The 26,415-nt window shown below is 44.9% G+C and carries 21 protein-coding genes; 14 read left to right on the forward strand and 7 right to left on the reverse strand.

The features are described 5' to 3' along the window. Positions 1-34 precede the first annotated feature (34 nt). Positions 35-187, forward strand: coding sequence for a hypothetical protein (locus MSG34_RS15625; RefSeq protein WP_009844874.1), 153 nt, complete (start codon positions 35-37; stop codon positions 185-187). A gap of 110 nt (positions 188-297) precedes the next feature. Here the strand turns inward: MSG34_RS15625 and MSG34_RS15630 are convergent, their stop codons facing one another. Continuing rightward, positions 298-621 (reverse strand): DOPA 4,5-dioxygenase family protein, encoded by a 324-nt coding sequence (locus MSG34_RS15630; RefSeq protein ID WP_017082518.1) that lies wholly within the window; start codon positions 619-621, stop codon positions 298-300. Positions 622-797: 176 nt separating this feature from the next. Further along, entirely contained in the window at positions 798-1,655 is an 858-nt protein-coding gene (gene yghU, locus MSG34_RS15635; RefSeq protein WP_248338389.1) for a glutathione-dependent disulfide-bond oxidoreductase, read from the reverse strand. Positions 1,656-1,940: 285 nt separating this feature from the next. Here yghU and MSG34_RS15640 point away from each other — a divergent pair, with 285 nt between their 5' ends. Then, positions 1,941-2,285: a YajD family HNH nuclease gene (locus MSG34_RS15640; protein WP_017060876.1), complete on the forward strand. Its 345-nt coding sequence runs from the start codon at positions 1,941-1,943 to the stop codon at positions 2,283-2,285. Between the two features lie 180 nt (positions 2,286-2,465). Here MSG34_RS15640 and MSG34_RS15645 read toward each other — a convergent pair whose 3' ends face one another. Further along, positions 2,466-2,846 carry a hypothetical protein gene (locus tag MSG34_RS15645; RefSeq protein WP_017064770.1) on the reverse strand — a complete coding sequence of 127 codons (381 nt, stop codon included), beginning with the start codon at positions 2,844-2,846 and terminating at the stop codon, positions 2,466-2,468. A 594-nt stretch (positions 2,847-3,440) separates the two neighbouring features. Between MSG34_RS15645 and MSG34_RS15650 the strand changes: the two genes are divergently transcribed. The 3 genes from MSG34_RS15650 to MSG34_RS15660 all read left to right on the forward strand — a co-directional run bounded on the left by MSG34_RS15650 (position 3,441) and on the right by MSG34_RS15660 (position 9,042). Further along, complete coding sequence (locus MSG34_RS15650; protein ID WP_048608721.1) at positions 3,441-4,679, forward strand: OFA family MFS transporter; 1,239 nt, start codon at positions 3,441-3,443, stop codon at positions 4,677-4,679. A gap of 57 nt (positions 4,680-4,736) precedes the next feature. Then, positions 4,737-6,422, forward strand: a complete 1,686-nt coding sequence (locus MSG34_RS15655; protein ID WP_248338391.1) for a VRR-NUC domain-containing protein — start codon at positions 4,737-4,739, stop codon at positions 6,420-6,422. A gap of 265 nt (positions 6,423-6,687) precedes the next feature. Then, complete coding sequence (locus tag MSG34_RS15660) at positions 6,688-9,042, forward strand: fatty acid cis/trans isomerase (RefSeq protein WP_248338393.1); 2,355 nt, start codon at positions 6,688-6,690, stop codon at positions 9,040-9,042. A gap of 101 nt (positions 9,043-9,143) precedes the next feature. On the opposite strand, the gene MSG34_RS15665 is transcribed toward MSG34_RS15660, so the two are convergent. After that, complete coding sequence (locus MSG34_RS15665) at positions 9,144-10,082, reverse strand: LysR family transcriptional regulator (RefSeq protein WP_048616857.1); 939 nt, start codon at positions 10,080-10,082, stop codon at positions 9,144-9,146. Positions 10,083-10,175: 93 nt separating this feature from the next. Between MSG34_RS15665 and MSG34_RS15670 the strand changes: the two genes are divergently transcribed. From MSG34_RS15670 to MSG34_RS15680, 3 genes are read left to right on the forward strand one after another with little or no spacing between them, the layout of a single operon-like run. Continuing rightward, positions 10,176-11,498, forward strand: coding sequence for a cytosine permease (locus MSG34_RS15670; protein WP_248338395.1), 1,323 nt, complete (start codon positions 10,176-10,178; stop codon positions 11,496-11,498). Between the two features lie 5 nt (positions 11,499-11,503). Next, complete coding sequence (locus MSG34_RS15675; protein WP_248338397.1) at positions 11,504-12,628, forward strand: DUF917 domain-containing protein; 1,125 nt, start codon at positions 11,504-11,506, stop codon at positions 12,626-12,628. A 4-nt stretch (positions 12,629-12,632) separates the two neighbouring features. After that, positions 12,633-14,213: a hydantoinase/oxoprolinase family protein gene (locus MSG34_RS15680; protein WP_248338399.1), complete on the forward strand. Its 1,581-nt coding sequence runs from the start codon at positions 12,633-12,635 to the stop codon at positions 14,211-14,213. A 150-nt stretch (positions 14,214-14,363) separates the two neighbouring features. Here the strand turns inward: MSG34_RS15680 and torS are convergent, their stop codons facing one another. Next, entirely contained in the window at positions 14,364-17,375 is a 3,012-nt protein-coding gene (gene torS / locus MSG34_RS15685) for a TMAO reductase system sensor histidine kinase/response regulator TorS (RefSeq protein ID WP_248338401.1), read from the reverse strand. Positions 17,376-17,467: 92 nt separating this feature from the next. Between torS and torT the strand changes: the two genes are divergently transcribed. After that, positions 17,468-18,496, forward strand: a complete 1,029-nt coding sequence (gene torT / locus MSG34_RS15690) for a TMAO reductase system periplasmic protein TorT (protein ID WP_248338403.1) — start codon at positions 17,468-17,470, stop codon at positions 18,494-18,496. Between the two features lie 60 nt (positions 18,497-18,556). Next, positions 18,557-19,012 carry a methylglyoxal synthase gene (locus MSG34_RS15695; RefSeq protein WP_017064778.1) on the forward strand — a complete coding sequence of 152 codons (456 nt, stop codon included), beginning with the start codon at positions 18,557-18,559 and terminating at the stop codon, positions 19,010-19,012. Between the two features lie 120 nt (positions 19,013-19,132). On the opposite strand, the gene MSG34_RS15700 is transcribed toward MSG34_RS15695, so the two are convergent. Then, entirely contained in the window at positions 19,133-19,483 is a 351-nt protein-coding gene (locus MSG34_RS15700) for a VOC family protein (RefSeq protein ID WP_248338405.1), read from the reverse strand. Positions 19,484-19,570: 87 nt separating this feature from the next. Beyond that, positions 19,571-21,646 carry a DNA helicase IV gene (gene helD, locus MSG34_RS15705; RefSeq protein ID WP_248338406.1) on the reverse strand — a complete coding sequence of 692 codons (2,076 nt, stop codon included), beginning with the start codon at positions 21,644-21,646 and terminating at the stop codon, positions 19,571-19,573. 177 nt (positions 21,647-21,823) lie between these two features. Here helD and yccS point away from each other — a divergent pair, with 177 nt between their 5' ends. From yccS to MSG34_RS15725, 4 genes are all read left to right on the forward strand, one after another. Next, positions 21,824-24,007, forward strand: coding sequence for a YccS family putative transporter (gene yccS, locus MSG34_RS15710; RefSeq protein ID WP_050621661.1), 2,184 nt, complete (start codon positions 21,824-21,826; stop codon positions 24,005-24,007). A gap of 332 nt (positions 24,008-24,339) precedes the next feature. Next, complete coding sequence (locus MSG34_RS15715; protein ID WP_029235859.1) at positions 24,340-24,525, forward strand: hypothetical protein; 186 nt, start codon at positions 24,340-24,342, stop codon at positions 24,523-24,525. A gap of 121 nt (positions 24,526-24,646) precedes the next feature. Then, complete coding sequence (locus MSG34_RS15720; protein ID WP_061038426.1) at positions 24,647-24,967, forward strand: hypothetical protein; 321 nt, start codon at positions 24,647-24,649, stop codon at positions 24,965-24,967. A 161-nt stretch (positions 24,968-25,128) separates the two neighbouring features. Further along, positions 25,129-26,391, forward strand: coding sequence for a hydroxymethylglutaryl-CoA reductase (locus MSG34_RS15725; RefSeq protein WP_061038594.1), 1,263 nt, complete (start codon positions 25,129-25,131; stop codon positions 26,389-26,391). Positions 26,392-26,415: the final 24 nt, after the last annotated feature.

Consider the following 26,415-nt stretch of genomic DNA (forward strand, 5'->3'; position numbering starts at 1 on the left):
ATGCTAGTCGCACAATCTAGTTAGGAGTTATGTTATGGGCACTTGGATTTTAGAAACACTATTGTGGGCAGTGGTAACCGTGGCGGTTTGTGTCGCGATTTGGGGACTTTACTTACCTAATATCTTAATCGCATTAGGTGTGTCGGTAGCAGTATCACTGTTATTGGGTAATAGCTGGAGAAGCTAATTATTTAAGGAAGAACATAGTTCAAAACGTTAGTGAGTATTGGCACACCCGACAGCAGCGATATTAACTAAGTACGTTGATTAGGCACGTACTGTCGGGCGCGAATTAAATTAGCTACTTAGTGTTTCTTCAAAGACACCCAGTTCACGACCAAGCCATGTCGCACGTACTGTGTGATCTAGCGTTTCTTCACCGCCAGTTACCGGGTGAATAAGCACCGACATATCGCCACGCTCTTGCTCAAGCCATTCAACAATACCCGACTCTTTGTTTGCAAAGTGAATCTCAAACATCGGCATTTTATGCGGACCAACCAAACGCTGTATTAGTGGAAAAACCTCTAATACATCTTTACGTTCCGATAAAATTTTCTGACGCAGTGTTTCTGCTTGCTCTGCAAATCGCAGAGGGAAATAGATATGACCGTGGTACATGGCACCATCCTTTAGAATTATGATGTCGCGATTTTATACCTAAACCGCCTTTAATAGCTAAGTCTTAATAGATGAACTTGATTGGTGAGGGTCGATAAGAGAGAAAAACTAGAGTCTGTGATTCGAAGTAATCAAAAACAAACTCTAGTTATGTACAACGAGTTAGTTTGAAGCGACTAAGGCTTAAGCTTTAAAACTCGGTCAATGTCTTCTGCAGAATGGCGCTCTGGTACTTGCTCCCACTCTTCGCCAAATGAACGGTTAACCACTCGGCCGCGTTGGAAGCCTTCGCGCGCTTCTAGCTGCTTCGCCCAGCGCACAACGTTGGTGTAAGACTCAACTTGTAGAAATTCGGCTGCATCGTAGATTTTGCCTAGTACAAGGTTGCCATACCAAGGCCAAATCGCGATATCAGCGATGCTTAGCTCGTCACCCGCCACAAATTCGTTATTTGCTAACTGTTTGTCTAACACGTCTAGCTGACGTTTAGCTTCCATCGCAAAGCGGTTAATTGGGTACTCTTGCTTTTCATCCGCGTAAGCATAGAAGTGACCAAAACCACCACCTAGGAATGGCGCAGAACCTTGTGCCCAGAACAACCAGTTAATGGTTTGTGTTCTTGCTGCCCCTTCTTTTGGTAAGAAGTGACCAAACTTTTCTGCTAGATGCATCAAGATAGATGCCGATTCGAAAACATTAACGTCTTCATCACCAGACTTGTCGACAAGTGCTGGTATTTTAGAATTTGGATTTACGCCAACAAAGCCAGAAGAGAACTGTTCAGCCTCACCGATGTTGATCAAGTACGCATCATATTCAGCTTCTTTGACACCCGCCGCTAACAACTCTTCCAACAAGATAGTGACTTTTTGACCGTTAGGTGTGCCAAGAGAATACAATTGAAAAGCATGGTCACCAACAGGAAGCTCTTTATCAAAGCGAGCTCCAGATTCAGGACTATTGATGTTTGCCCACTTGTTACCACCAGCAGTATCGTTAACCCAAACTTTTGGCGGAGTGTATTGTTCTGACATGATATTTCCTTATTAATATAGGGTCTCACAAACTGATATTAGGTCACATGCCTGCGGTTAAAACCCCTGAATACGATTTATTTTCAAACTGTTAAGCATGGCTTATTCCAGAAAGACATAACCCGCTTAAGCGTTGGTGTGTGTAAAAGATAAGTCTGTATTCAAACTTCAGTCTAATATCAGAAAATCCCCCGCATCATTTAACAATGATTTACGAACGACATACCGACAGCTTCAAGAAAGCTGTGATAAAATCTGGATATTACAACTGATAAGGATTTGGCAATGTCTTCTGATTTCACAGGTTCGAGTGCAGCGTATGCTCGCCAAGAGAAAGGCTACCGCGAAAAAGCACTAAAACTGTACCCTTGGGTTTGTGGTAAATGTGCGCGTGAATTTGTTTACTCAAACCTCCGAGAGCTTACCGTTCACCACGTGGATCACGATCATACAAACAACCCTGAAGATGGCAGCAACTGGGAGCTACTGTGCCTGTACTGTCACGATCATGAGCATTCAAAATACACTGACCATGAGCGTTATGGTGTGGATGCAAAAGCGAGTTTAGATGATCATCAGTCAGCGACACACAACCCGTTCGCCGATCTCGCTAAGATGATGAAGAAGTAATACGCCTTCAGAGTAGTCTTTGGTAGATGGTAACTGCTAGATAATAGATAAATAACAAGAAACCCCAGTATGTCACCATACTGGGGTTTCTTTTGTCTGCCGTCACAACCAAAGAATAGAGTTCAGGTAGGCAGGATCAAAAAAGCCTTCCGAAGAAGGCTTTTTAAGAATCAAATCGAATTACGCTGCCGCTTGTTTGCGAGACTCTTCTACCTTCTTAGCGCGTTGTTTTAGCGTCAATTTATCGCGGTATGCAAACCAAACGTAAGACACAACCACTAAGAAGAACAGGTATGACAATGAGAAAATGAACGGCGATTGAATGATATCGTTCGAGATACCCCAAGAAACACCGATAACAGTCACTGCAATTTTCGCAAAAAAGCCACACATCAATAGCACTAATGCCAACTGTGGGAAACGCGTACTGCGGAATGCAAGCCAGTAGCAACTACCAACTGCTAGAGCCGCAACATAGAAGCCGAATAGGAAAGAGTGAATATGGTCAGCTGCCGCTACACCACCAGAAATTGACATCAATAAAATTAAAAACAGTTTCATAATACTCGCCTCACCATAAGTTGGAAACGCATCCTTTCAAATTTGGAATCTCAGTTTGCGTACTATTTTCCCACTTTTTACGGACAACACAACCCCTCCAATCGAACAAAATGTAAGCAAAAGTACTAACAAAAAGCACCCTTAACAATTGCTTAACATTTTGTTTTTAATAAAACTCCGTTACTCCTTGTCTCATATGAACAAAGCGCTGTTTCGATTTATTTTGTTACACAAATTTAACCTTGGAAATTAATTAAAATTATTTGTAACTCTGTGATATCCGCACGGAATACGTGTCTATTCAAAAACCATCACCTCAAAATCCCTGAAATAATAAGAAAACAGAGCGAAAAAGAACAAAACAGAAAGGTGTTGAATACATTTTAAAAACCAATAAAAAACAACTTATTAACAAAATGAATTTAATTTACCGAAAATGGAAAAAGAGATTCCAATCACATTTTTATTGGTTATAATCCGCGCTCTTTTGCGCTATCTGTTGATAAACGCAAACTAATTTTGAAGAAACAATCACAATAACCCGTCTTTAGTTAAGTGGCTCTCCACTAACCGATGACAAAACTGAGAATAAAAATGAGCAAGATTGATAAAGCAACACGTATCCTGCTAGCAGGCTTCTGTATCAACCTTTGTCTTGGCATCCTGTATGCTTGGAGTGTATTTAACAAAGCGCTAGTAACTGAAGCTGGTTGGAGTGCTGCTGAAGCATCTTCACCTTACGCTATTGCAACTATCACATTCTCTGTTTGTCTTCTTGTTGCGGGCATCCTACAAGACCGTATGGGTCCACGTAAGATCCTTATCCTAGGTACGGCTCTAACAGGCCTAGGCATGATTGCTTCTGGTTTCGCTACAACACCTATGATGCTGAACATCACGTTCGGTGTGATGACAGGTGCTGGTATCGGCTTCGGTTACGCATGTCTTTCTCCATCTGCAATGAAGTGGTTCCACTCTTCTAAGAAAGGTATGGTTAACGGTCTTATCGCAGCAGGCTTCGGTCTTGCAGCTATCTACCTAGCACCAGTAACTTCTGCGCTAATCGACAGCATGGGTATCCAAACTAGCTTTATGATTCTTGGTGTTGGTGTACTTGCAATCGCAGTACCTCTAGCAGCAACAATCAACAACCCACCAGCGGATTACACGCCAGCTGAGCCTAAAGTAAAAGCAGGCCAAGCTCCTAAAGCGGTTAAGAAGACTGAAGACCTAACTTGGAAAGTAATGCTGAAGACTCCTCAGTTCTACTCTCTATGGATCATGTACGCATTCGCTGCATCTGTTGGTCTAATGATCATCGGTAACATCACTACAATTGCTAGCGTTCAAGCTAACCTGCCAAACGCAGTTTACCTAGCGTCTATCCTTGCAGTATTCAACTCAGGCGGCCGTGTTGCTGCGGGTATGCTTGCAGATAAAATCGGTGGTGTACGTACTCTACTTCTAGCGTTCATCCTTCAAGGCGCGAACATGGCTCTATTCGCTACGTTCAACTCTGAATTCACGCTAATCATTGGTACGGCTATCGCAGCTGTTGGTTACGGTACACTTCTAGCAGTATTCCCAACACTGACTGCTGAGTTCTACGGCCTGAAAAACTACGGTACTAACTACGGCGTGCTTTACACGGCATGGGGTATCGGCGGCGCTATCGGTGCAGCAGTTGTTGGCTTCTCAATGTCAAACGGCGAAGGTTACGGCCTAGCTTACACAATCTCTGCAGTTATGATGGCAGTGTGTATTGTTCTAGCAATCATCACTAAGCCAATCTCTGAAGCTAAAGTTGCTGAACTAAAAGCATCACAAGCTTAATCAACAGAAAAGATTGAATTTGTTACTGAAGAGCTTAACCTTAAGGTTAGGCTCTTTTTGTATCAAGCGACTTCTCCATTGACGACCGAAACTACTGTTCAGCTCTCCCCTACTTATTATCTCGACAACTTCAATCGACTGGTTGAACACGCTCAAACGCTCTACCCCGATCTTCTGAGTGATGATGAATGTCGTTGGTTGTCCGCATACAAACGTCTTTCTGTTTCAAGCCAATGCTTAATGGTTCGTTTGCTTTCTCGTAAAGGCCGTTGGTTTCGCAGCGATAAACTCAACTATGTTGAAATCCCAGATCTAAAGACCGCACTGCAAGAGCTAAGCAGCTCAGGCTTCATTGCATTGAGTCACCCTATAGAACAGCATCACCTCGCCATTAGTGAGGTCGAACTCGGGTTGCACTTACTCACCAAACCAGAGCTGTTGAGTGTATTCCCTGCCCTTAACAGCCATAGAACTGCCAAGAAAAACGAGCTGTTGTTACGACTTGATCAGCAACCTTTTGATCAATTTCAAAGCCTAACCTTCGACTGTATTTACGTCATCGAATCTCAAGTTATCGATGTATTACTGTTGCTGTTCTTTGCCAACACCTATCAAGACTTAAGTCAGTTCGTGTTAAGTGACCTTGGGCTCAACACCTTTGAGAACTACCCATTAAGCAAGCAACGCCGCTTCTTCACCTCTAAAGATCAACTCAATCAATTACTCCAGATGCGCGATATTCAACGCTTGTATTCAGAAGGTAACCGCAAAGACGGTGACTTTCTGGAACTGCTTTTAAACTCGATTCCTGAAGAATCAGAACACAGAAGCATTGCCAGAAAACGATCGTGTTTGATCAATGATATTGCTCGCGATATAGAAAGGCTTAACCTAAACGACCAAGCTATCTTTTGGTTCAGGCAATCGGAACTTCCTCCTAGCAGAGAGCGACTTGCGCGCATCTATGACAAGCAAGGTGAGTTAGACTTAATGTGTGACATTGTCACGCAAATGAAGGCTACTCCATCGGATGTGTCAGAGTTGGAAGTCGCTATTAAGCTTGAAGACCGGCTGCTACGGAAACAGGGGCACAAAGTTTCACGAACCATAAAGCCGAGCTGCAAAGAGTTAAAACTGGAATTAGACCTCAGCCAAACGCGAGTCGAGCTTGCGGTAAAGCAGCATTTTGAGAACCAAGGTTGGGACGTCTACTTTTCTGAAAACAGTTTTCTGTGTGGCTTGTTTGGTTTGGCTTTCTGGGATGTCATTTTCGCAGACGTTGAAGGCGCCTTTATCAATCGATACCAACATCGACCATTGGATCTGTACCATTCCGGTTTCGCAGACAAGCGAGCCGAACAGATTGAAGCCTTGTTTCAGACGATATCCAAACATGGGCTGAACCATTTGCTTGATACTTACGATGAAAAGCAAGGTATCGCGAACCCCTTTGTTCATTGGAATTATTTTACTAAGGCACTCATCGAACACAGCTTGGCTTCGATTCCAAATGCTTTAGTTATCGATCTCTTCAAAGTGATATTGAGTGACTTAAAGCTATTTAGAACTGGGATGCCGGATTTGATTGCGTTCAAGGGCGATGAGTTTCATTGGATTGAAGTCAAAGGCCCTGGCGATAAACTGCAAGATAACCAATGGCGCTGGATTAAAGAGTTTGAGCGATTGTCTGTCCCTTTCTCTGTTTGTTACGTCAATCAGCGAGCCTTAGTTCTTAGCTCTTAGCTCTTTAACTGTTGGCTTTTAGCTTTTAACTTTTAACTCTTAACTCTTAACTCTTAACTCTTAACTCTTAACTCTTAACTCTTAACTCTTAACTCTTAGGGCTTAAATCTAGCTATCTTGAAACTCCAATTTCTGATCACAAGCGAGTGATGCGCATCGACAAGTTACTCGTCCCATCAAGATCTTGTCTACAAAATTGTTAGAACATGAGCATTTTCAATCATTTTCGATATAATTATAGAAAATGCCTAATATTTAAATACGTATGAATTTGAAAAAACTCTTCATTTTAGCTTTTGTTAGCGTCTTCTCAGGTTGTGCCGTCTACGCGGGTTTAAACTTCGACGAACTGTTTGGTGAACAACAAGTACGCGATCGCCAAGCACCTATTCTTTCGGCTCAAGCACAGCACTTCATTGACGAAGTAAAGCCCATCATTGATAACCGATGTGTGGTTTGTCACGCTTGTTATGACGCCCCTTGCCAACTCAAAATGTCTTCAGTGGAAGGTATAGACCGAGGCGCGAGCAAGGCACTCGTTTATCAAGGCACTCGCTTAACCGCATCAGCCCCTACTCGCTTGTTTGAAGATGCGTTAACCACGCAAGAGTGGCGCGATGCGGATTTTCATCCTGTCCTCAATGAGCGCATGCAGAACTCAACGGCTAACCTCGATGCTGGTCTTGTTTCTCGTATGTTGATTCAGAAAGAGAATCACCCTCTACCCGATCAGACCCAGCTTGAAGGTTTCGACTTTTCAATCGATCGCGACCAACAGTGCCCAACCATTGAAGAATACGCTCAATACGAGAGAGATTACCCAACTTGGGGAATGCCTTATGGGATGCCAAACTTAGACAAAACTGAATACGCGACTTTAATGAGTTGGTTGGAAAATGGTGCGTTAATGAACGACCACATTCCGCTGAATGATGCAGAACAAGAGCTCGTTAATGTCTACGAACGCTTTTTAAATAAGAGCGACAATAAGAGTCAACTTTCAGCACGTTACATCTACGAACATCTATTTTTATCTCACGTCTATTTTTCTGATTTAGCGCAACCAACGCGTTTCTTCACTGTTGTTCGCTCTGCAACACCACCAGGTGAAGCGGTGCAGCGCATCACGACTCGTCGCCCTTATGACGATCCAAAAGTAGACCGTGTTTACTACCGTCTGATTCCAGAGCAAGGCACCATCGTCGACAAAACGCACATGCCTTTCGCACTTAATAAAGAGCGTCTACAAAAGTGGAATACCTGGTTTGTCGACGTTAATTACACCGTAAAACAACTTCCTAGTTACGATATTGATGTTTCAGCTAACCCAATGACATCATTTGAAGCGCTGCCAGTAAACTCGCGCTTCAACTTCATGTTAGATAACGCGCAAAACACCATCATGGCCTATATCAAAGGACCTGTGTGTCGTGGTCAACTTGCCTTGAACGTAATTAACGACCGTTTTTGGGTTTTCTTCATCGACCCAGAGAAAGCTGATGTTCCGGAAATTAACGCCTTCTATGCAAGCCAAAAGAAAAACTTAAAGCTGCCTAGCGAGCTAAAAAGTAACACCGTGCCTGTGACCAACTGGGTAAGATACGCGAAGCAACAAGCGCGATACCTAAACGCGAAATCAGACTTCACCAACCAATGGTTCGAAAGTGGCGTAAACCTAGACACTGGCATCATTTGGGATGGCGATGGCATCAACCCGAATGCTGCTCTCACCGTCTTTAGGCACTTCGATAGCGCCTCTGTTGTACAAGGGTTAGTTGGCACGCAACCAAAGACTGCATGGATTCTTGATTATGCTCTTCTAGAGCGTATTCATTATCTTCTCGTTGCAGGCTTCGATGTTTACGGTAACTTTGGCCACCAGCTGATTACACGCATGTTCATGGACTTCTTGCGCCTTGAAGGTGAGAGTAACTTCTTAACCCTTCTTCCTAAAGACGTTCGCCACATTGAACACTCTAGTTGGTACCAGAACCAAAGCACACAACTGAGTGACTACTTGCAGCGAAACATAGCTCCTTTTGATCAGCCGACCAGCGTGGTTTATAAAACGGCCGATCCGAAGCGTGAACTGCTTAATATGATCAAAGATAAGCTCGCACCTGTTCTCGACAATCGCTTTGAGATTGTTGAAACGGGTTTTGGTAGAAAGAATGAAGCACTGCTTAACCAAGTGAACTTGATTAAGGGAGAAGGCCTGCGTCATGTACCTCAATTAGTGATGATCATGATTGAAGGCGAAAACGGCGAAGAGCAGCTGTTCACCATGATTCACAATAACGCGCACAGCAACATTTCTAGCTTGTTTAATGAAGAAGGTAACCGTGATTACGCCAATGATGACCTAACCCTCGTAAGAGGCGTTGTGGGAAGCTACCCTGCGGCTTACCTATCATTAACCGAGAGCGAGATTCCTGCGCTAGTGAAAACGCTGCAAAACTTAAACACAGAAGAAGACTACGTGGCTCTGCTGGACAAGTTTGCGGTACGACGCAGTTCTAGCGAGTTCTGGCCATTCAGTGATCGCGTTCATCGTTGGTATCAACAAGACCAACCGATCGAGTTTGGCTTGTTGGATTACAACCGCTTCGAGAACCGTTAGTTTTCACTCATAAAGCATAAAAACAAAAATCCTCTGTCTTGGCAGAGGATTTTTTGTATATGGGAAAGTATCTTAAGTGCTATCAAGAAGCGACGAATTCTCTATATTGAATCCGATGTTTCCGGTTGGTGTAGCTCATCAAAAAACGCACGCGCGGCGGGAGAAAGGGAATCTACAGGTTGCTTCAACACCACATAAAACTGACTCTTCAGGCTCCACTTCTCGGGCTGAAGCGGAATTAAGGCTTGGTCATAATGGCCACGATCGATTAAGTGAGAAGGCAAGAAACTCAGGTGTGTACCCGCCAAAGTTAGAATCACACCCGACTCGACATGCCAGCCATCAAAAGGCTTTACGGAATCGTACTGCTCAATATTCAGTAACCGAAACATCTCATCTTTGGCATAGCCGCCCATGTTGATGCGACAGCCATCCAATGAGAAATCCTTGTCCATGATCTTCTCTGCCAGATCCTTACGCGCATACAGATAACTGTGCTCTTCAAACAGTGGGTATTTATGTTGAAACGCTGATTTTTGATGTGACCCTAGAACCACTATCATCATATCAATCTGGTTCTTTGCTAACTTCTCATTCAACTGGGTGAAATCGCCAACATCAACACTCACCTCAACACTGTTACTGCGTTGGTAAAACGTCTCGATCGCTTTGGGAAGTGGGTTATAGGGCAAAGTGACGGTGTTATCCAAGCATCCAATTCGCACGTGCCCAGAGAGTTCAGTCTGTACACCTCGTAACTTGTAAGCGAAGTCGGTTAAGGTCGATTTCAATTGGTTCGCATATTTATACACTTGCTCACCTTCATGAGTCAGCTTAAAACCACGTCGACCACGTTGGCATAATGTTAATTCTAAGCTTTTTTCCAAGGCAATAAGCTGATTACTGAGCACAGGTTGGCTAATCCCGGTGCTTGCGACCGCCTGATTGATGCCTCCTTGCTCAACAATTTCACAAAAAAGCTCTAATCTTCGCAGGTCTCTTTTATCTAACTTATTGTTTGAATTCACTTTGCCACTCACATTTGTTTTTTGTTATGTTTACATCTGATTATATTCATTTATTAACAATAAATACATCAGTATGCTTTATTCACACTTATGGAATAACAATGCATGGATGGCACTATGGCGGCAGAAGCTTACGTGAATAAACCCGAAGCAACACACAGCCACAAAAAGATAGATGACTTCGAATTGGAACCCGTTCCCGAAAAGGCCAAACGATCGTGGTGGGTTATCAGCCTTATTTGGTTAGCTATCGGCATCGATATTTCGGGATTGTTTCTCGGCTCGATTCTAAGCAGCGGTATTGGTTTTGAAGACGCACTGCTTGCCACGTTTATTGGTTCAGGCTTATTGGCGATCATCGCGATGCTGTGTGCCAACATTGGCTTTCAAGCTGGCGTGTCTACCCCGCTAGTGAGCAGCGCAGTATTTGGTCGTAACGGCGGTAAAATTCTCGGCTTCATCAACGGCATCTCATTAGTTGGCTGGTTCGCATTCCAGGCTGATTTCTTCGCTTTCATCATGGTCGATGCACTGGCGAAATACGACATCATAATTTCACACCTTACAGCTCTTATTGGCGGCAGTGTGTTAATGATGATGACGGCTATCTATGGCGTTCGTGCTTTAGGCAAACTCAGTACTTATTCAGTGCCTTTGATGGTGACACTCATTACCATCGGTTTGTTTATGGCTGCTGATTATCAAGGTGGCACAGCGCCATCGATTGAAGATCCTTTGACGCTTGGCCAAGCCATCTCTTTTGTTATGTCTATCTGGATTTTTGCGGTTGCTGCACCTGATATTGCTCGCTACGCCAAAACACGTCGTGATGCGATTCTAGGAGCGGGTATCGGATTTCTGGTCGGCAACAGTGCCATCATTCTTATCGCGTTGATCCTGACCAAAATGACCGGCACCGACGACCTAGTCGAAGTCTTCTTTACCCTAGGTTTAGGCATGGCAGCCATCATCGTACTGGTATTCGCACAATGGACCACCAACAGTAGCAACCTGACCTCTGGCGGCTTATGCATGTCGATGGTTCTACCTAAGATTCCGCGCCCTGTTCTGGTTGTGATCATGACCATCGTCGGTATTGGCATTGCTCAACTCGGCATGGTGAACAAGTTTACTGATTTCTTAATGCTACTCAGCGTAACCATTGCGCCTGCAGCGGGTGTCTACATCGTCCAATATTATGTTTTAGATTCAACAAAAATGAGCTTTAAGAACATCCAACAAGTTCCAGCTTGGATGTTTAAAGGCTTGGCTTCTTGGGCATTTGGTACTGCCTTCATCGCTTGTACCGCACCAGAGTTTTTCAACCTGTTTTCGTTCACCAGCATCTCGGCGTTAGACGGCATTCTTGCCGCTGGTGTGATTTACCTCGCCCTAATGAAGCTTTCTCCTTCAAGTGATAAGGAATAGTAGTTGTGATTATTACTGAACAAATGATTGATGATATCGCGCTTGGTGCGACGGTATTAGGTACTGGCGGAGGCGGTGACCCATACAGCGGTGCCTTGATGGCGAAAGTAGCCATTGCAACGGCAAAGCACCCTGTACGCATGATTCCTTTAGAAGACGTTCAAGACGATTGGATGACAGTGCCCTCTTCAATGATTGGCGCACCAACCGTCGCAGTAGAGAAACTCAATTCGAAAGATCAAATGTTGATTGCTTTTGAAGCGATGGAAAAAGCGCTCGGCACTGAAGTGGCAGCAACGTTTCCTATCGAAGTGGGCGGTTTTAATTCGCTGATTCCAATTCTCGTTGCAGCGCAAAAGAACATTCCTGTGATCGATTGTGATGCGATGGGACGTGCGTTCCCAGAAGCTCAGATGGTGACGTTCTTTCTTGATGGTCTCCCTTCTGCCCCAAACACATTGGCCGACGAGCGTGGCAATGTCGTCACGCTTTATCCGATTAACGGTATTTGGTCTGAAAAGTTTGCGAGGCCGATTACCGAACAGATGGGCGGCTCTGCAGCAATGTGTGATTACCCAATGAACGGTAAGAACCTAAAACGCAGCGCACTGCCTGCAACACTAACCCAAGCAATGAAGATTGGTGAAGCGATTAGACTGGCAAACGACAACAATCAAAGTGGCACACAGGCCGTATTAGACATTGTCGGCGGCCATACCATCATCAGTGGCAAGATTGTTGATATTCAACGTGAAACCGATGGTGGTTTTGCAACAGGCGGTGTCGTGATTGAAAAGCTGGCTCAGTTTGAAGATACCGGCGTCGATAACGTGTTTGTGCAGTTCCAAAACGAATTACTTCTCGCGCACAAAGGCACAAGCCGCGTCGACATGAGCCAAGATAACCTACTGGCATCAACACCGGATCTTATTTCGATCTTGGATCATGAAACCGGCAAGCCAATCACAACCGAACAACTTCGTTACGGGCAGCGCATTGACCTTATCGCCTACCCTTGCGACCCAAAATGGCGGACTGACAAAGGCATCGAAGTCGCGGGCCCGGGTTACTTTGGCTACACAGTCGAGTATCAAACCATTGAACAACTAAAGTCTGCATTGAAGAGGTAGTCGCATGACAAACATTACGCTCGATTACTGCCGTTTGGGCATTGACGTAGGTGGCACCAATACCGACGGTGTGCTGCTAGACGCAGACTTGAATGTGATTGCCAAAGTAAAAACCGCAACCACACATGATATTTCAACAGGGATCGACAACGCGATTTCTGCGCTATTAAACCAAGCAAACATTGATGGCAAACAGGTGAAACATGCGATGCTTGGTACCACTCAATGCACCAACGCAATTGTTGAACGAAAAGGCTTAGACAGAGTCGGCATGATTCGCTTAGCGCTTCCAAGTGGTGATAGCGTCCCGCCCCTTTGTGGTTGGAGTGAAGCGTGGCAAAACCTGCTTGGTCAGCACTTCTACCAAGCACACGGCGGCTATGAATATGACGGCCAGTTGATTGCCGACATTCAAGAGTCTGAGATCCGCGAGCTTTGCCAGAAAATGAAAGGCCAAGTGGATTCCATTGCTATCTGCGGAGTGTTCTCTCCCGTCAACGGCGACCAGGAGCTTCAAGCAGCAGAGTGGATTCAACAAGAACTTCCGGGCGTGAACCTATCGTTGTCCCATAAAGTCGGCAGTTTAGGGCTTTTAGAACGCGAGAACGCCACTATCCTCAATGCAGCTCTGCAAGGTACAGCAAAACGATTCGTTGACGGCTTTTGTAATGCACTCATCAATCATGAAATCCACACCACGCCTTATTTCGGTCAGAACGACGGCACACTGATGTCGCAGCAATTCGCATTGATGTACCCAATTCTTACCGTGGCTTGTGGGCCAACAAACTCGATTCGTGGAGCGAGTCACTTAACTAAGTTAAAAGACGCGATTGTGGTCGATGTAGGCGGCACTACGTCTGATATTGGTGTGCTGACTCACGGTTACCCAAGAGAATCGAGCCTCGCCGTAGAAATCGGCGAAGTGAGAACCAACTTCCGTATGCCTGATATTTTGGCGTTAGCCATTGGTGGTGGTACCAAAGTTCACTTTGCACAACAGCGCATTGAGCTTGGCCCTGAAAGTGTTGGCCATACCTTAACGCAAACGGCGCGTAGCTTTGGTGGTGATGAACTTACGCTCACCGATATTGCACTCAAAACAGGTCAAATGCAGTGGCAGGCAGAACATCAACTGAGTGATGAGATTGGTATTTCAGGCGAACAAGCAAGCAAGGTTTACCAACAAATGGTCACGGATGTTGAAGAAGGCATCGATAAGATGAAGACCTCTGCAGCGAATGTACCCGTAATCATGGTTGGTGGCGGCAGTGCCCTATTCCCAGATCATTTTGAAGGTGTGAGCCAAGTGGTTCGCCCTGAGCACTTTGAAGTGGCGAATGCGATTGGTGTTGCGTTGGGTGAAATATCAGGTCAATTCGATAAGATTGTCCCGATTGAACCCGCTTCTCGTGAAGAAACCTTAAAAGACTTAGAAGAGCAATCAAAGCAACTGGCGATTGAGGCGGGCGCATGCAGCGACAACGTTGCAATCATTGAACGCAGCGAGATTCCATTAAGCTACCTACAAGGCAATATGGTTCACGTTAAGATCAAAGCTGCTGGGCATATCAAGATGATTTAAAGTGAATCACCAAAAATTGTATTTAACCAAATCCTATAACTAAAAAGCAGCCAATTCTTTCATAAAAAATGAAGAAATTGGCTGCTTTTTATGTTGTTACTTTTGGTTTCTAGCTCACGATACGTTTCTGTCGCAACCTAAGGTTTGTTTTTATAACTGCTCTTGCAACGCCTCAAGTGACTCTTGAACCAACTTCGACAACTCGCTATCTTTGCCTCGGTATTCACCTAATGGATCGCTGCTCGCCTCTATCACTTGGCAAGCATTGAAAAGTTGCAACAAACCTAAACTGCCCGCGGAACCTTTCAGTTTATGAGCGAGAGATTTTACCTCACGTCCATTGTTCGAATCACTCGCTTCGACCATTTCACTTAAAGTGACGCGGCTACTCTCTTCAAATAGTCCCACAATCTGCTTCATCTTTTCTAAGCCAAGAATGGACAAGTCACCTTTGATGACATTGGAATCAATCAATTTCACAGGAGTCTCTCCTTCGTCTTCAGTTTGCGAAGCCTTGATGGCTAGATCAGAGACGACGCTCGCCATCTGAGATGAGTACAACTCGTTGCCTTTATTACGTTGAGGCTTGCTGTTTTGACTGCATATAGAATCGTTAGGATCAGGTTGTGGCAGTAGCAAAGTCTTGCCATCAAGCTGTGTCACAATAAGTTGAGCAAGTGCCTCTTTCTCTAACGGCTTAGGCAAGAAGCCATCAAAGCCAGAAGACAAATAGCTTTCCACTTCTTCGTTAAACACGTGAGCCGATACTGCGATCATTGGAGGTACTTTTCGGATTACGTCTTCTTCATTTTCATGTTGAAGCTTATCGTCTTTGAGTTGTTGAATTAACTCGACGCCATCGCAGTCCGGTAAGTTAATGTCCACCAGCGCAATGTCGAACTCTTGCTCACTGAATATGGCTCTCGCTTCCTGTCCGGTTGTCGCGATCACAACCTCGTGCCCCAAGTTATGCAAAAAGCCTTCAGCAACGATGCAGTTTACGGGGTTATCTTCAATCAGAAGCACCTTAGCTCGAATACACGCTTCAATGACCGGTACTTTCGTTTCTATCTTCTCTCCGGCTTCAAGTGGCAGTGAGAACCAGAACTGGCTACCCTCGCCTTCTTCAGAATGAACGCCAATATCCCCGTTCATTGCCAACATGATGCTTTTACTGATCGCTAATCCAAGCCCTGTGCCACCGGTTTTGTTGCGACCGCTGTCGGTTTGAGTAAAGGCATCAAACAGACAAGCTTGTTCGCTAGCATCAATACCGACACCGGTATCTGACACTTCAAACATCACTCGATTTTCATCTTCGATATCTAAGCTGATAAAGATATCGACCGAGCCACTTTCCGTAAACTTAATCGCGTTGCCGACCAAGTTATTCAAGATTTGGCTGATTCGCGTTACGTCACCGCGCCAATAGCGTTGCACATCACTTTCAATATGGAAATCAAAATTCAGCTTCTTCTCAGCGGCGCGCCCTTCCATCAATTGGTAGGTATCTTGAACCATCTGATGAAGGTCAAACGACGCTGTGCGGATTTCCAGATGCCCCGCTTCTATCTTTGAGTAATCCAACACGTCATTCAAAATCGCGAGTAGGTTCTTACCGCTGCGGTTAATGATGTCTGCATAGCCCGATTGCAACGGGTCTAACCCGGTATCTTTGAGCAATCTTGCGGTACCTAACACACCGTTCATCGGCGTTCTAATTTCATGGCTCATCGTCGCAAGGAAAGCGGATTTTGCTCGGCTTGCTTGTTCTGCGGCGTTACGAGCCTTAGCGTGGTTCCCCACCTCGATATTCAGCTTCTCATTGGTTTTCTGTAGTTGATAGGTTCGGTCAGTAACCAATTCTTCAAGATGCTCTTTGTGCTCTTCAAGTTCGCGTTTCGCCTTTGCTTCACCCACCGCAACCACTTGTAGTGCCTGCGCGGTGTTTCTGGCAGTGATGATCGCCTCGCCCATATGAGCCAGCTCATCATTACCCTTTACCGATATATCAATATTCAGGCGACCTTGTGCGATAGACATCAAGGCCGATGAGTATTCAGCAAGACGCTTAACAACCGAGATATACACCACTCGCCACACGATAAATGCGACAATAACCAAGCCAATAACCGAAATCACAGACAGCGACCATTGAGCCAAATTCAACGTACTAGTCAGCTCATCAACCGCTTTTTTGGTGCTTCGGTTTGAATCATCAACCAGTTGGTTAACCGTTGTATTCAGCTGAGAGAACAACTCCAACGTATTTTGCATCAGAAACTCTGACTTTTTGGTGTTCTCATATTGTTCTAATGAAATATCGAACACGACTTGGCGTTTTCTGAGCTCTTCTAATAACTGAGACATCTGCGCTGAACGAGTAGGATCTTCGACCGCTTTAACGCGGCGCGCCATGATTCTTAGGTTGGATTCAAATTCAGATTGGATTTGATGAATACGCTCTACGTTGGTAACGGTTTGCGTTTCTTCAATTTGGTTAAGCATTTTGAACGCCAGCAAATGCAATTCGTGTAAGCGTTCAGACAAATCAAGATCAACCTCAACAAGCGCATCTAGGGCTTGGTAGGCTTTATCCGTTTCTTTGGTTTCTAGCAGGTCATAGATATGCGTGACGTTAGCAACCGCAATGGTAGCCGTGTTCAAAACTTGGGTTCGCGTCAACTGCTCTAGCTCTTCGGCCAATAGGCGCATCTCTTCGACACGAGACGACAACTCTTTGCTTAACCAAAGCTTACGCTCAACCGACACACCCAGCTCAGCCAGTGTGTTAATAACGCTTTGAACATTGTTTTCGAGTTTATTTAGGAGCTGAGAATCGAAACTGTCGACACCAAGCTCTTTGATATGTTGAAGAAGCGACTCAAGTTGGTCAAACAGTACGGTGCCAGCCTCTTTTCTTTCAGCTTCGTTTCTCGCATTAGAAAGTGTTTGTACTGACGAAATAATACGGTTACTCAACTCAGAAACCTGACGAGCTTCGATCATGGCAGGAAGCGCCGAATCAACGACGTTTCTTTCCGTTTTGGCTACAAAGCTAAAACCAGAAACACCAATCAATGCAGATAATAGAACCAACAGTGCCATCACTAAGAATGAGGCCAGCAGCTTGCGTCCAATACTCGCTGAAGCTAACAACATAAACTCTAAACCTTAAAACGTTCTTCTTTACCCATGCAGAATACGCTATATTTTGCAGTGTTTCTTATCTAAAACCAATAAAACGGCAATTCATGCTATCTAGACCTTTCGCTTTAATAATTCTTCTCTCACTACTGGCCTCAGTGACTACTGTCGCAGGTGCTAGCGAGCCTTTGAGCCCAATAAAACCAGCCGAAGCCACATCACACAAAGAGAAAATTTGTGCCATTTATCCGCACCTCAAAGACTCTTATTGGTTGTCTGTAAACTATGGAATGATCTCTGAAGCAGAAAAGCAGCAAGTTGAGCTAAGAGTATTGGAAGCTGGCGGTTACCCCAACGTAGCCAAACAAGCCTCACAACTGGTGCTTTGCACGCAATGGGGAGCCGATGCCATTATTTTAGGCACCGTTTCACCCGATGCATACCATGACAATCTCAGCGATTGGGTTGGCTCGACGCCTGTGTTTGCTACGGTAAATGAGTTAACCGTCAATGAAGAACAACAGAAGGTATTGAAAGGCACAGTCGGTGTCGACTGGTATCAAATGGGCTACCAAGTCGGAGAGTTTTTGTCGAAACGACACCCGAAAGGATCAGGCGAAACACCTATCGCCCTGTTACTTGGCCCGCAAGCGAGTGGCGGCACTAAGCCTGTAGCACTGGGGTTTTATGATGCGATCAAGTCGAGTGATATCAAAATTGCGATCAGCTATTGGGCAGATAACGATAAAGAACTGCAAAGAAATCTAGTACAACAGGTGATAGAAGAACCTGATATCCAATATATAGTCGGAAGTGCCGTCGCTATTGAAGCTGCGATCAGTGAGCTACGAGCGGCCGATAAAACCGAAGAGATTGGGTTAATTTCCAGTTACCTAAGTCACGGAACCTACCGTGGTTTACTTCGTAACAAGGTACTTTTTGCGCCAACAGATAAAATGGTTGAGCAAGGTCGCTTGTCGGTAAAACAAGCCACGAGTTACTTACGCGGTCAACCTTACGAGCAACACAGCGCACCGATTATCGAAGCGCTGACACCTGCAACTCTCAAAGATCAAATTATCGCCGACTCATTGTCACCTTCTGAGTTTCGTCCGGTATTCAGTGTGAATCCTTAGTGCTATATTGGCTGAAGAACTCAAAACAATAAAAACGAAACAACTATTTAGGGAACATTCATGCAAAAAACAACGCGCACTATGCCAACACACAAGCATATCGCTTTGGTCGCTCATGACCACTTCAAACCTGAGCTACTAAGATGGGTCAAAGAGAACAAAGAAAAACTACAAAAGCACTTCCTTTACGCAACGGGCACGACTGGTTCTCTACTAAGTAAAGAGACAGGCCTAGCAATCAAGAGCATGATCAGCGGCCCTATGGGCGGTGACCAACAACTTGGTGCGCTTATCTCTGAAGGCAAAATCGATATGCTGATTTTCTTCTGGGACCCACTTAATGCTGTACCACATGACCCAGATGTAAAAGCGCTGCTTCGTATCGCAAGTGTTTGGAACATTCCTGTGGCAACTAACCGCGCTACCGCTAACTTCCTGTTTAACTCTTCACTGCTTGAAGAAGAGGTGATCATCGAGATCCCAGACTACGAAGCGTACCTAGCTGAGCGCACGTAATCGCACGTTAAATGTGCTCTCTACTGAACAGACTAAAAAGCCTGCATTTTATCGCAGGCTTTTTTATGTCTCGTTTTCAGACATTAAACAGTTCAATCATAAAACAGTGCGAGAGTCTCTCTATTTATCGCTCCACACTGCCATCTCGTTACCACTTGGCTCTCTGAAATGGAAACGTCTGCCACCGGGAAAGCTAAAGATCTCACGGTTTATCTGACCACCAGCATCAATTACATCGCGCTCGGTTTGCTCAAGATCTTGGCTATAGAAAACCATCAGCGCCGCGCCGTTATCCGTATTCGACGCCAGATCCGCCAAATAGAACCCACCTATTAAGCCTTTACCTTCAAAAGCAGAATACTCAGGGCCATAGTCTTCAAAGCTCCAACCAAACACTTGGCTGAAAAACGCCTTAGTTGCGGCGATGTCTTTCGCAGCAAATTCAATGTAGTTAATAGAGCCGTGTTCCATAGCAAACTCCTTATGCTTTATGCGTCTGCCTTGTGATATTAAGGCAGGGCTTGAAGATCTAATCTTAGACAATCAAGTCAAGTAACATCACTTTTTACGAACGACGGGGTAATCAGAACCATGCAGCTCTTGCACAAAGCCAGAACCGTCACCGCTGTGCGTGATCCATACTTTCTCTTTTGCCCGCGTCATTGCTACATAGAATAGACGACGCTCTTCTGCATAAGGGAAAGCGTCTGATGATTCAGTCAATGCGCCATCAATATGCAGCTGTTTTTTCTTGGTCGGGAACTGTCCTTCGTCGACACAAAGAATAATGACAAAGTCCGCCTCTTTACCTTTACTGCCGTGGCAAGTCATGAACTTGATATCAATGGAGGTGAAGATCTTCTTCCAATCTTCCAACAACTCTGGCTTATGGTAATGATTACGTCCAAGTAGCAGCACCGATTTATTGGTTTTACCTTTAGATTGGCGGTTCAGTTGATCAAGAATCTTCTCAACTTCTTTGCTTGGCGCACTATACACCGCCTTCTGTTTCTGTTGCTTGAAGCTGTTCAGTTCTTTCGGAATCTGAATTGGGTTTTCTTGTACAAAGCGATTAGCTACCGCACCTAACTGATTGTTAAAGCGATAAGTGGTATCGAGGTGATGAATGGTCGAGCTTTCAAAACGATCCTTAAAGCCCGTGGTCAAATCCACATCCGCACCCGCAAACTGGTAAATCGACTGCCAGTCATCACCTACTGCAAAAATAGAGGCTTGGTGCTCGGCTTTAGACTGATTACAAAGTGCTTCAACCAAGGCAAGACGATCTGGCGAGATGTCTTGATACTCATCGATCATGATGAACTTCCAAGGCGAGATAAACTTGCCCTTCTCGACATACTGGGTCGCTCTACTGATCATGATTGAGAAGTCGATATGATTCTGTACTTTCAGCTCCTTTTGCCACGCGGTTACACATGGCCAACACAGTGAAAGCTCGCTGTTGAGGCGCGTATAGTCTCGGTGATCAATCAGCTGTTGCTGTACTTCTTTTTTCGTTAAACCCGACGCATTCAACTGTTCAAGCTGCTTTTCAAGCCAACCGATCAATTTGAGGTTTGAAACATGGCTACCAAGCTCATCATCTCCGGTTAAATAAGCGATTGGCCATTTAGACAAGTGCTTTTGCCAACGTTTAAAGTTGGTCGGTGTCATCCAGTGCTTCTTCAACCAATCAATGCACCATGCTTGGCGTTGGTTGTCATCGAGCGCTAAAGGAGAAATAACCACGCGTTCGGGTTCAACTTGATTCAGTATCTTTAAACCCAACTGGTGGAAAGTACTGACTTGTACCTTCTCGGCTGATAAGCCAATTTTGCTGTCGAGGCGCTGTTTCATCTCTTCCGCCGCTTCTCGACCAAAGGCGAGCAATAACAACTCTTCAGCTTGAGCTTGATGGCTTTGCAGTAAATACGCGACGCGAGCCGTTAGAACGCTGGTTTTACCCGAGCCTGCGCCCGCTAAAATAAGGTTGTGATCATCATTCATCAACACCGCATATTGCTGCGATAAGTTCAGTGGTGACGACTCACATTGCGCAAACAACACTTCCCAGTTCTTTCGCTCGGTCTCTAGCCATTGCTGATTTCTTTCAGCTTGCTTGATTTCCGTTTCAGACAACCATGGCTGCATTCTTGCGATGCGATTTGGCATGCGCTGCGCGGCTTCATCCAGAGTCATAGTCATGCTTTCTAAACCAGCGTTGACCATATCAACCCAAGTATTGACCTTAGAATGCGGTAGAAAAGCAGGGAGTTGCTCAAGGCGTGTTAATTCAGCTTCCCACTGAGGAACATGTTCAGCCAATTGTTCACATTGAGTGTCGTGCCACTTCTGATAAGCGGTAACTGAGGCGCGTGCAAATTGACGGCATTGATCCCAAGGTAAGCCTTGTACTAACCAACTGCGCTGTGTTCCATCTTGTTGATTAGCAAAAAATTGTAGCGATCCCCAAAACAATCCGCGCTTTATCGCGATCTTGCCACTCCAAATAGTAAATGGGATACGCTCTTCACTGCCTACTGAAGATAACAGCAAGCGTGGACCATCAAGTTCAACCTGATGATATTCATTTTGAATAAAAAACTGTGCAGTCTTGTTAGCGCTTAGCTGCATTGGAGTGTGCTCTTAATTGGGAATATTGAATTTATATCATGATGCAATGAGAATTAATAATATCTCATATCTTATCGACGCTTTCATGACCACCTACGGGCAATTATGGATAAGTATCAAATTCTTGTGCTTGATTTCTGTTAGGATTATGGTTTTTAGTGTGTCAAGTGAGCGACTGTGGACTTCTCAGCCAAATTACGCCTCTATTGGGCGAATAAAACCATAAATTACAGCATATTAATTCTCATCACTCTGCTCGGTGTGGTGGTGCCTGCTTGGTATTATGGACAAAACACACTGATCACGCCTTTGATCTTAGGCGTTATTGCTGCGGCTCTTGCGGAAAGTGATGACAGCTTTACCGGGCGCTTGAAAGCACTCACGCTGACCTTTATCTGTTTCGCGGTTGCGGCTTTCTCTATTGAGCTTCTCTTCGATACGCCTTGGCTGTTCGCGATCGGGCTTTTTGTTTCAACCTTCTCTTTTATTATACTCGGGGCAATTGGCCCTAAATACGCGAGTATCGCGTTTGGTTCTCTCTTGGTTGCCATCTATACAATGCTTGGTGCACACGAGAGCACCAACCTTTGGTTTCAACCGCTTTTACTGTTAACTGGCGCCGCTTGGTACTACTTCATGTCGATGATTTGGCAGATAGTGTGGCCAATGCAACCTGTGCAGCAAAACCTAGCCACGGTATTCGATCAAATCGGTAATTACATCGATTCAAAAGCGGAACTCTTCTACCCCGTTTCAGACTTGATTCCCCAACCACACCGAATCATTGAAGCCAAGCTCAATGCGAGTACCGTTAATGCACTTAACATGTGTAAAGCGACGCTACTCAACCGCTCTAAGCGCGGACACATTGACGGCCCTAGTGACCGATTTCTTAACACCTACTTCATCGCACAAGATATTCATGAACGCGTAAGCTCTAGCCACTATCGTTATCAAGAGCTAGCAAAACACTTTGAACGCTCTGACGTGTTGTTTCGATTTAAGTATCTACTGGAAGCGCAGGCAACAGCTTGTAAAGAAGTGGCGAGCTCATTGAAAGTTGGCGCTGAATACCAGCATGGTGACAAGTCTGTATTAGCACTCGATGAACTGATGTCTTCGCTTAATCATCTGCATCAACAGAACAACCCAGAGTGGAAATCACTGCTGAACCAGTTGGATTACTTATTCAATAACCTAGCAACCGTTGAAAAACAGCTCTCGAATATCAGCAACCCAGATGCAGAGAAGATTGAAGAAGGTGTATTGGACGATACCAACCCTCATACTTTGACGGCAATGTGGCACAAGATCAAAGCTAACTTGCACACCGATTCAATGCTATTCCGCCACGCTATTCGCATGGCGATCACTTTGACGCTGGGCTACGGGATTATCCAAGGCTTTGATATCGAACGAGGTTATTGGATTCTACTGACGACGCTGTTTGTGTGTCAGCCAAACTACAGTGCAACCCGTCAAAAACTGACGGCGCGTGTCATTGGCACGGTCGCAGGCTTATTGATCGGAGTTCCGTTACTGACCTTCTTCCCGTCACAAGAGAGCCAATTGGTGTTCATTGTGATCAGTGGCGTGATGTTCTTTGCGTTTCGAATCAATAACTATGGGTTTGCGACCGGCTTTATCACACTGCTTGTGCTCTTCTGCTTTAACCAATTAGGTGAAGGCTACGCGGTAGTATTGCCAAGGTTAGCGGATACCTTTATTGGTTGTGCTCTCGCCGTGCTTGCTGTCATTTATGTGTTGCCTGATTGGCAATCGAAGCGACTGCACAAAGTGATGGCGGATGCGCTCGATTCCAATAAGAACTATCTCGCTCAGATCATCGGCCAATACCGCGTCGGTAAGAAAGATAGCCTTAACTATCGTATCGCTCGTCGTAGTGCGCATAATAATGATGCAAACCTGACTGCCGCGATCAGTAGCATGTTGGTTGAACCGGGTAAGTACCGCACCTCTGAAGATGAGAGCTTCCGATTCTTAACACTCAATCATGCTCTACTCAGCTATATCTCGGCACTGGGTGCTCACAGAACGCGTATTGATGATGAAGCGACACACAAACTGGTGCTAGATGCGCACAGAGTAATCCACGAGCATCTCGACGCTCTAAATGATCAACTCTATTCTCATAAAGAGCATTGTGAAGTGAAAAACGCTTATGACCCTGAGTTGGATAAACGTTTGAGTGAATGGCGAGAAGAAGATGAGAATTCTGTCAAAATGGTTCTACAACAGCTCCATTTGATCTATCGAATGCTTCCAGAACTGCATACCTTAGCGACCAAGTTTGCCGTTAAGGTTAAGATCGACAAGCCGTTTGAAACGGAAGCTTCTTGAGCAACAAACAAAATACCGTAAAAACAAAAAGATAACACCAATTGCTTATCTTTTGATCATCACAAATATTTATACATTGCTTTACCTATACCCCTAATTGGGTAGAGCAATTACTTATCTACCCTTGTGCCACAAGGGTTGCAGGCGTTTTTACATTGTAGGAATTTTCTGACTTTGATTGACCAAGCCTTAACTTTGCCTAACATTTCTCGGACAAAAAACGACCACAGGAATTTATAGTTGTCTTAGTTTCAAGAAACTTCAAACATCATTTAATATGCACTTAATCTTGTTTGATTTCCTGAATCAGTAGGCTATGCTCTAAAGAGCATATGGATTTGAACAAAGGTCACACTATGAATACACAGCAATTTGAAGCATTTAAGCAGCAAATACAGCTTCTTAGCCCACAACAATTAAAAGCACTTCAGGGTGAGATCGACGGCAACCTTGAAACAGAGAAGCCTTCTTTGCTTACTGATGAAGAGTTAAACGCGCTAAATGACCTGTTCAGTTAATAGACAGACATCACTATTTTAGCTTAAGTTCACATTTTCACCGTAAATTTCATCTGTTCACCATTGCGCTCAAAATATCGTCCGCCTAGACTCATTTCATACGTCAATAAAAGGTTCTGATATGTCGATATCTGGTATTCAATCTGGTTACGCCATTATTCAGCAGTCTACTAACATGGCTGAAGAAGCCGCAATCGAGCTCAACCAAGCCTCCAAACACGCTCTAGATTCCGACGACACTTTCCAAACTAGCGATCTCAGCTTTAATCAAATAGAACCTGAACAATCCATTTCGTTCAAAGACAAAGAACCTGAACCTGCTTCATCTCCAACCGATTCCTTGATTAAACTGACACAAAGCGCAAGTTATAACCGCGTTGGTGCGAGTGTGGTTGATCGTCAAAACGAAGCCATCGGTAGCCTTCTCGACATTCATATCTAAATTTCGCTCAAATACAGCCTATATTTCGCGAAACTTCGCTGCTTTTTGCTTCAACAACCACACAAACTGTAACTCATTATATCAGGCGCTTGTTTCTGGTTTATTACTCGGTAGAATCAGCGCAAACCAATTTGCTGCACAAACTTTACTTCATACTATTTATGCCAAAACTAAATCTGCATCGCCGTGACTATGTTTCTATTTTAGGAGGCGACATCTCCGCAGACGAATTAGAAAAAAAGCTTCAGCCTCATTTTGAAAAGCCAGTAAATAAGCTGACACCTAGCCCCTACCTGACAGAAAAGAATCTCACACGTCGTTGGGCAGCGCTCGATAATGCAGATTCACAACAAGAACTGCTCGACCCTCATACGCAAAGCCAGATCCAAGCTTATGAGAAAAACATTGAGCACTTTATTGGCACAGTTAAAGTCCCTGTCGGTGTGTCTGGCCCATTAAGAGTTAATGGCCTATTTGCTACGGGCGATTACCTCGTACCACTCGCGACCACAGAAGCTGCGCTTGTCGCGTCTTATAACCGTGGTTCTAAGCTAATTACGGCTTGTGGTGGTGCCAGTGCTATGTTGCTCAATGAGGGTGTAACACGTACTCCTGGCTTTGCATTCCAAGGATTAGTTGAAGCCGGACAGTTTGTGGCTTGGGCTGTGACTCAGTATGACCAGTTCAAGATCTTGGCAGAATCAACAACATCACACGGCAAGCTGACCGACATCAATATCAACATCGAGGGTAACCATGTTTACTTGGTGTTCGAATTTTTAACCGGAGACGCTTCTGGTCAGAATATGGTGACCATCGCAACCAATGCCGTGTTTGAGTACATCATCGAAAATACGCCAGTTAAGCCTGACCATGCTTTCCTTGATGGCAACTTGTCCGGCGACAAAAAAGCCAATACCCAAACCTTGCGTAGCGTTCGTGGTAAAAAGGTAACTGCTGAGGTTAATATCCCTGCTGAGCTTGTCGCGAAGTATCTACACACAACGCCAGAGAAGATGGTCCAGTTTGGTCAAATGACCACAGTCGGTGGCGCTTTGAGTGGTACTATCGGTATCAATGCTCATTATGCGAATGCGCTGGCGGCACTTTATATCGCTTGTGGCCAAGACGCGGCCTGTGTCGCTGAGTCAGCTATTGGTATGACGCGTATGGAACTCAACAAAGAAGGCGGTTTATACGCTAGCGTGACACTGCCTAACTTAATGGTGGGGACTGTCGGCGGTGGTACCGGCTTACCAAGTCAAAAAGCCTGTTTAGATTTACTTGGGCTGCATGGCAACGGTAAATCACAAGCACTCGCTGAAGTTTGTGCTGCATTGTGTTTGGCGGGTGAGCTATCGATTGTGGGCGCATTTTGTGCCGGCCACTTTTCACGAGCGCACCATAAGTTAGCTCGTAAATAACCTTTATCCAATTTGGCTTGTTCG

The organism is Vibrio sp. 1CM2L, assembly GCF_023161695.1.
Taxonomy (GTDB): domain Bacteria; phylum Pseudomonadota; class Gammaproteobacteria; order Enterobacterales; family Vibrionaceae; genus Vibrio; species Vibrio coralliirubri.